The organism is Prevotella sp. Sow4_E9_plate (assembly GCF_052116205.1).
GTDB lineage: Bacteria > Bacteroidota > Bacteroidia > Bacteroidales > Bacteroidaceae > Prevotella.
On the sequence record NZ_JBQKLN010000147.1, the window covers coordinates 1 to 460 of the forward strand.

A 460-nucleotide genomic window follows, 5' to 3' on the forward strand; every position below is an offset into this window, starting at 1 on the left:
GCCATGGGCACCAGCACACGTGACATCAGCAGCTACTTTGAGCGTGAGTTCAACACAACTCTATCAGCCGATACTATCAGCTCTATAACAGACCGTGTATTACCCGAAATCACCGCCTGGAAGTCTCGCATGCTCGATCCTGTATATGCCATTTGCTGGCTTGATGCTATCCATTATAAGGTAAAGGATGAGAATGGCAGAGCTGTCACACGAGCCATTTACAACATTCTTGGTATCAACAAGGAAGGCCAAAAAGAACTGTTAGGTATGTATGTGTCTAAGAGTGAAGGAGCTAACTTCTGGCTAGAAGTTCTTACGGATCTTCAGAACCGTGGTGTTCGAGACATCTTGATTTGTTGTATTGATGGTCTCAAAGGCTTCCCAGATGCCATCCAAAGCGTATTTCCTGAGAGTTCTGTGCAGCTCTGTATTGTCCATCAGATACGCAATTCTATCAAGT

Annotated in this window: 1 protein-coding gene; it reads left to right on the forward strand. The window is 45.0% G+C overall.

The features are described from left to right. The coding region (locus ACTQ53_RS17635) for an IS256 family transposase (protein ID WP_441934624.1) at nucleotides 1-460 on the forward strand (460 nt) is incomplete at both ends.